At 74.1% G+C, this 6,385-nt stretch carries 6 protein-coding genes; 2 read left to right on the top strand and 4 right to left on the bottom strand.

Annotated features, from left to right (window positions below):
- Positions 1–131: 131 nt before the first annotated feature.
- From fxsB to SSNG_RS07850, 4 genes are all read right to left on the bottom strand, one after another.
- Entirely contained in the window at positions 132–2,387 is a 2,256-nt protein-coding gene (fxsB, locus tag SSNG_RS07865; protein ID WP_007263273.1) for a radical SAM/SPASM protein FxsB, inactivated metallohydrolase extension form, read from the bottom strand.
- 29 nt (positions 2,388–2,416) lie between these two features.
- Positions 2,417–2,581: an FxSxx-COOH cyclophane-containing RiPP peptide gene (gene fxsA / locus SSNG_RS07860; RefSeq protein ID WP_241695003.1), complete on the bottom strand. Its 165-nt coding sequence runs from the start codon at positions 2,579–2,581 to the stop codon at positions 2,417–2,419.
- A gap of 238 nt (positions 2,582–2,819) precedes the next feature.
- Positions 2,820–3,710, bottom strand: coding sequence for an alpha/beta hydrolase (locus SSNG_RS07855; RefSeq protein WP_007263271.1), 891 nt, complete (start codon positions 3,708–3,710; stop codon positions 2,820–2,822).
- A gap of 138 nt (positions 3,711–3,848) precedes the next feature.
- Positions 3,849–4,451: a TetR/AcrR family transcriptional regulator gene (locus SSNG_RS07850; RefSeq protein ID WP_007263270.1), complete on the bottom strand. Its 603-nt coding sequence runs from the start codon at positions 4,449–4,451 to the stop codon at positions 3,849–3,851.
- Between the two features lie 130 nt (positions 4,452–4,581).
- Here SSNG_RS07850 and SSNG_RS07845 point away from each other — a divergent pair, with 130 nt between their 5' ends.
- The gene (locus SSNG_RS07845) at positions 4,582–5,958 is read left to right on the top strand and encodes a cytosine permease (RefSeq protein ID WP_007263269.1); all 1,377 of its coding nucleotides are present in this window, start codon (positions 4,582–4,584) and stop codon (positions 5,956–5,958) included.
- Between the two features lie 31 nt (positions 5,959–5,989).
- Positions 5,990–6,385: amidohydrolase family protein (locus tag SSNG_RS07840; RefSeq protein ID WP_042800712.1), on the top strand; the 396-nt coding region annotated here is incomplete at its 3' end.

Genomic DNA, 6,385 nt, shown 5'->3' with positions numbered 1-6,385 from the left:
GAGCTGGTAGCGGCCGGGTGGGGCGGCAGGGGCTGGTGGGGTGGGCGGCGGGGCCGGCGGGACGGGTGGGGCGGCTGGGCCAGGTGGGGCGGCTGGGGTCGTCGGGGTGGCTGCCGGGCTTGGCGGGGCGGTCACGCGTCGACCGCCTTCAGTTCCCAGCGCAGCTCCTCCACCAGACGCTTGCCGCTCACCGTCAGCTCCGCCGCCTCCGCCAGCCGGTCCAGCGCGCGGTGGATCCGGTCCGCGCCGCCCGGCTCCTGCGTGCCCGTCGCCCGGCGGTACGCCTCCACCGCGACCCGTTCGTGCACGTCGGCCAGCAGCCGCGACACCGGCACCGGGCGGGTCCGCCAGGGCGAGGGGTGCTGCCAGGCACCGTCCAGCGCGTAGAGGTCGGCCACCTCGGTCAGCTCCCGCAGCCGGGCCCGCCGCCGCCCGGTCAGCAGGGCCAGCGCGGTCTCCCGGATTCCGGCCGCGTACGGCACCCCGAGCGCGCCCGGCCCGTGCCGCCCGGCCTCGCCCCAGCCCCCGGCCCGCGGGCCGCCGGCGAGCGGGGTGAGGGTGTCCAGCCCGGCGACGGCCGCCCGCGCGAACCCGGGGACGGTGCGCAGCAGCAGTGCCCGGGCCGCGCCGAGCCGGCCCCGCCACTCCTCGGCCTCCCCGGCGCCGAGCCGCAGCCGGGGCGGGCGGGCGAAGCAGTTGCGGTACGGGTCGAGGTCCTCCAGCGCCACCGCCGGCTCCCCGGGCCCGGGCGTCCAGGTCCGTACCGGCAGCCAGCGCGCGTCCCCCGCCGCCGGGCCGAAGCGGTGCTCGGTGCGCCCCGCCCGGACGACCGCGTACCCCTCGCCGGTGGCGTGCAGCAGGGCGCGGCCCCGGGTGCCGGGCTCCCCGAGCCGCAGCAGGCCCAGCGTCGGCAGGTACACCTCCCCGTCCCGGTAGGCCACCTCGGCCGGCAGCTCCAGCCCGCCCCGCAGCACGGCGGCGGCCGCCAGCGCGGCGAGCCGGCGGGCCGCGGCCGGGCCGTCCGGGCGCCCCTCCCGCACGGCGTCCAGGGCCTCCAGCACCCAGGTCCGGGTGAACGGGTGGCCCAGTACGGCGTCCAGCGCGTCCGCGCCCGCCTCCCCGGCCCCCTCCACCCCGGCCAGCAGCTCCCAGGCCCGCGCCCAGGAGGGGTCCCCCGCGAGGTCCCCGTGCAGCCGGGCCAGCAGGATCCGGGTCAGCTCCTCCTGGGACCGGGCCAGTTCGGCCGGGTCGGCCAGCTCGGGGGCGGTCTGCCGGGCGGCGGTGCGCCCCTCGACCCCGTCCACCAGCTCGCGCAGGTCGGAGCAGTACACGGAGGGGTTGTCGAAGCCGTTGTCCTCCCGGTAGCGGTGCGTGTACAGGCCGCCGCCGCACGAACGTACGACAGGGCAGCGGCGGCACGTACCGCTGACGCCGGCGAGGCCGAGCTGCCGGGCGCGGACCCCGGGGTGCGCGGCGACCTCGTCGAAGGCGTGGCGGAAGACGTCGAAGCCGGTGGCGGCGGCCCCTTCGAAGGCGCTCTTGAGGGAGTCGACCTGCTCCAGCGTCCCGTCCGTCTCCACCACGACCAGGTCGGTCGGGGCCAGTCCCAGGGACTCCGTCAGGCTGGGTCCGCCGCGCAGCGTGGACTGCAGGGACTCGAAGAGCCTGACGGGCACCGGCCGTTCCAGCTGCTCCCAGCGGTCGAAGACGCGCAGCAGCCACCGCGCGTACGCGTCGGGCGCGCCGTCGGGGCGCTCCGGCGGGGTCTCCCAGGTGGCGTGGGGGAGGAGGAAGTCCACCCGCGGCGGCTCCAGCGCGACCAGCGCGTCCAGCACGGCGACCGGGTCGTTGGCCACGTCCACGGTGCACAGCAGGCCCTGGTAGAGGTGCCGGTAGGGTGCGGAGCGCAGGAGTTCCAGGGCGGCCAGGACCAGCGGGTGGCTGGAGCGGCCGTCGGCGAAGCGGCGGTGGCGGTCGTTGGCCGCGCGGTCCCCGTCGAGGGAGACGCCGACCCGGACGCCGTACTCGGCGAAGAGGTCCAGGTAACGGCGGCTGAGCTGGAGCCCGTTCGTGTGGATGCGCAGGTCGAGCCCGGCGGTTCCGGCGAGCGCGCGGGTGAACTCCTCGCACACGAGGCGCAGTCGGTCGGGGCCGGCCAGCAGGGGTTCCCCTCCGTGGAGGATCACCGTGACGGAGGGGAGTGCATGGTCACGGGCATGTTCGGCGAGCCGCGACGCGGTCTGGGAAATGACCTCGGGGGAGATCACTTTCGGCCGGGCTCGCCAGCTCTGATCTGCGTGTTCGTAGACATAGCAATGATCACAAGCGAGATCGCATCTGCTGTGAACCTTCAGGACGATCTCGCGGAATGCGATCGTGCGGGTCATTCCACCAGTCTAGAGCGCATAACTGATCGTCAGAGCGCGGAGTTGAAGATCGGTGCCTGAACGCGACGACCGGATTCCGACGGGAGTACGCGTTCGAGGACCGCGGCCGCGGAAGCGCTGCGGACGTCGATCTTCGCGAGCGGGACGCGACGGTCCTTGACCGTGCTGGTCGGGGGGGTTGCGGAAGTGTTCACGACACCGTCCTCGGGGAAGGCCATGTGAAATGGGCGGGAAAGGCATCAGCGCATCGCTGCTGTCAAGCGTGGACTTTACTCGTCCACACCCCATTGGCAACCGAGGCATGACGCCTGGTCAAGCGTTCTATAGAAAGCGTGACGCATTTGTCGAGGACCCGCTTCCGGCCGTTCGCCGCCCCGTGGGATCCGGTTTTCCGGCCGGCCGCCCCGGACGACGTCGCCGCAGGTCGGCCCCCTAGGCGGGTTGCTGTTCCCCCAGGGGTTCGCGGAGCAGCCAGGTGAGTACGTCGGGCAGGGCGCGGAGGGCCGCGAAGTGCGCGGCGTCCGGGTCGATGGCGGTGGTGGCGCCGGGGATGCGGCGGCCCAGCCAGCGCGCGTGGCCCACGGGGGAGAAGACGTCGAGCTCCCCGTGCCAGATCAGTACGGGGCAGCGGATGCCGGCGGGGTCGAAGCCCCAGGGGCTGCTGAAGGCGAGGATGTCGTCGATCCAGCCGTACGCCGAAGTGCGCACGCCCTCGCGGTAGTTGCGCAGCAGCATCGACCGCAGTCCCGCGTCCGAGACGATCATGCGGTCGCTCGCGGTCAGCTCCCGGCGCAGCTCGTCCAGGAGCCGGCCGGGGTCGCGGGCGATGCCGGCGGCGCGCGGGATGAGCCGGGCCGCCAGCTCCTCCGGGTCGTCGGTGGCGGTGGTGTACTCCCGTACGTTCGAGGCGGCCATCCCGGCGAACCAGTCCAGGTCCTCCGCGTCCCGGGGGGCGAGCGGCACCAGGGCCGCGGTCCGGGTCACCCGCTCCGGCAGCAGGGCGGCGCAGGCCAGGGCGCCGGGGGCGCCGCCCGAGCGGCCGGCCACGGCGAAGGTGTCCAGCCCGAAGGCGTCGGCGATGGCGGCCACGTCGTGGGCCACGTCGGCGACGGAGCGCCCCGGGTGGCGTCCGGAGCCGCCGTAGCCGGGCCGGTCGTAGGCGATGAGCTGCGTCCGCCGCTGGTAGAGGACCATGCCGCGGGGCGCCGGGCCGAGCCTGCTGCCGGGCATCCCGTGGAGCAGGAAGACGGGCCTGCCGTCCGGGTCGCCCCACCGCTCCGCCGTCAGAACGCGGCCGTCCGCGGTGCGCACCTCTTTGCGCACGCGCTCCCTCCCTCACGTCCGGCTCGGGCAGTCAGGCCGATTGTGCTCCCCGGTGGGGGAGCGCGGTAGGGCGCACCGGGAGGGAAATTCCCGTGAACGGGCCTACCGCGGCCACCGCACCGGCCCTGCCGGACGCGCTCAGCGGTGTTCGACCAGCAGGGCCGCCGCCGAGCGCGCCCGCTCCAGGGCCCGCGCCCGGTCCGCGTCCCGCTGGCCCAGCACGACCCGCGTGCTGAGCCCGTCGAGCAGGGCGAGCAGTTCCGAGGCGCGGGCGGCCGTGTCGGTCGGGGCGAAGCGGCCCTGCTCCACGCCCTTGGCCAGCAGCGCCCCCAGGTCCGCGTGCCAGCCCGCGTCGATCTCCTCCTGGGCGGTGCGCAGGTCCTCGTTGGACGGCGTACGGGCCCACAGCTCGATCCACAGCGTCCAGCGCGGGTCGCGGGGGCCGCGGGGCAGGTACAGCTCCAGGAAGAGATCCAGTTTGCGGGCGGCCGTGACCCGGCGGCGCAGCAGGGCCGCGCGTTCGGCCGCGAGCTGTTCCTCGCTCCAGCGCAGCGCCTCCAGCAGCAGCCGGTCCTTGCTGCCGTAGTAGTACAGGATGTGGCCGCCGCTGGTGCCGAGGCGGTCGGCGAGCTTGGACATGGTCAGCGCCGCGAGCCCGTCCTCGGCGATCGCCTTCATGGCCTCTTCCAGCATCCGCTCTTGGGCGATCTGCCCGTCGCGCCGCCGTGCCGCTCCTGCCACCGCTGCCGCCTCCCGATCTTCGTGGGCCGACCTTATCCCGGACGGGGTATTGACGGGGGTCGGCCGCACCCCCCATCTTGAATGCCATTCAAGAACTTAGAACGCCATTCAAGATCAAGGTGCGTGCACGATGAGTGACGAGATCTTCAGAGTCGAGACGCGCGGCATCGATCCGATCCCGGACGCCGAACGCCACGGCAGTGCCCGTGACCTCTTCTGGCTCTGGTTCGGCTCCAACCTGACCTTCACCTACGTCATCAACGGCGCCCTGGCCGTGGCCTTCGGCCTCACCTTCTGGCAGGCCACCGCCGTCGTCGTGATCAGCGGACTGGCCTTCTTCGCCATCAGCGCCGCCGGACTGTCCGGCATCCGCACCGGCACCGCCACCCTGGTCATCTCCCGCGCCGCCTTCGGCGTCCGGGGCAACCTCCCCGCCGGAGTCCTCAACTGGCTCGTCGGCATCGGCTACACCATCCTCAACACCGTCGTCGGCACCCTCGCCCTGGAGGTCTTCCTGGAGGACCTGGGCCTGCTCCACGGCACCCCCGCCCGCGCCGCCGCCCTCTTCACGACCCTCGCCCTGACCTTCGTCGTGGCCATGTGGGGCCACGCCACCGTCCAGTTCGCCGAACGCTGGATGGCCTACGTCCTCGCCGCCGGCTTCGCCGCCCTGCTCGCCTTCCTGCTCCCCGGCGCCGACCCCTCCGCCCCCGCGACCACCGTGCCCGGCGCCTCCGGCTGGAGCCTCGCCTTCGTCATCATGCTGGCGGCCCCCTTCTCGTACCTGCCGATGCCCGCCGACTACACCCGCTACCTGCCCCGCACCACCTCGCTGAAGTCGATCACCTGGTACGGGGCCCTCGGCGGCTTCCTCTCCTCCGTCGCCCTCGGCATCGCGGGCGTGGCCGCCGCCACCCGCACCGACATGACCGACGCCGTCGCCGGAACCGAGAGCCTGCTGCCCGGCTGGTTCCAGCCGATGTTCCTGGCCCTCGTCCTGGGCGGCTCCGTCACCAACTCGATCATCACCCTCTACTCGTCCAGCCTGAACCTCCAGGTCCTCGGCATCCCGTGGACCCGCGCCAAGGCCATCGTCGTCAGCGCCGCCATCACCGGAGCCGGCTCCCTCGCCGCGCTCTTCCTCACCGACTTCACCAGCGCGCTGACCTCCTTCCTCTCGCTCCTGATCATCGTCTTCGCGCCCTGGGGCGGGGTCTTCCTCGCCGACATGCTGCTGCGCCGCTGCCGCTACGACGGCCGCGCCCTGCACACCACCGGCCCCGACGGCGCCTACTGGTACCGCTCCGGCTACCACCCGGCCGGCCTGGCCGCCCTCCTCGCCGGCATCGTCTTCGCCGCCCTGACCTGCGACTCCGAGCTGTGGACCGGGCCGCTCGTGGCACCCCTCGGCGGAGCCGACCTCACCCTCCTCGGCTCGGTCGTCTCCGGCCTCGCCTACGCGGCCCTGTACCGCCGGACCCCCGCCGCCGTCCCGACCGCCGCCTGACCCCTCCACCACCGCGACAGGAGCACCACCCGTGAACCACCCCGCCGACCTGCTGCTCACCGGGGCCCGCATCCACACCGTGGACCCGGACCTGCCCGAGGCCGAGGCCCTCGCCGTGCGCGGCGGCCGCATCGTGTGGATCGGCCCCGACCACGAGGCCGCCGCCTGGGCCGGGCCGGACACGGAGCGGATCGAAGCCGCCGGGAAGCTGGTCCTGCCCGGGTTCATCGACGCCCACAACCACGTCCGGCTCGGCTCCGACGACGCCTGCGTCCAGCTCGCCGGGGTGCGCACCCTGGAGGGCATCCACGAGCGGATCCGGGACTGGCGGGCCGAGCACCCGGGCGCCGAGTGGATCGAGGCCGAGGCCTTCGACTACTCCGCCATTCCGGGCGGCCGGATGCCGTGCGCCGCCGACCTCGACCCG

It is taken from the genome of Streptomyces sp. C, from assembly GCF_000158895.1.
GTDB lineage: Bacteria > Actinomycetota > Actinomycetes > Streptomycetales > Streptomycetaceae > Streptomyces > Streptomyces racemochromogenes.
Note: the sequence above shows the minus strand (reverse complement) of the source record. Positions and strands in the feature narration are given on the sequence as shown.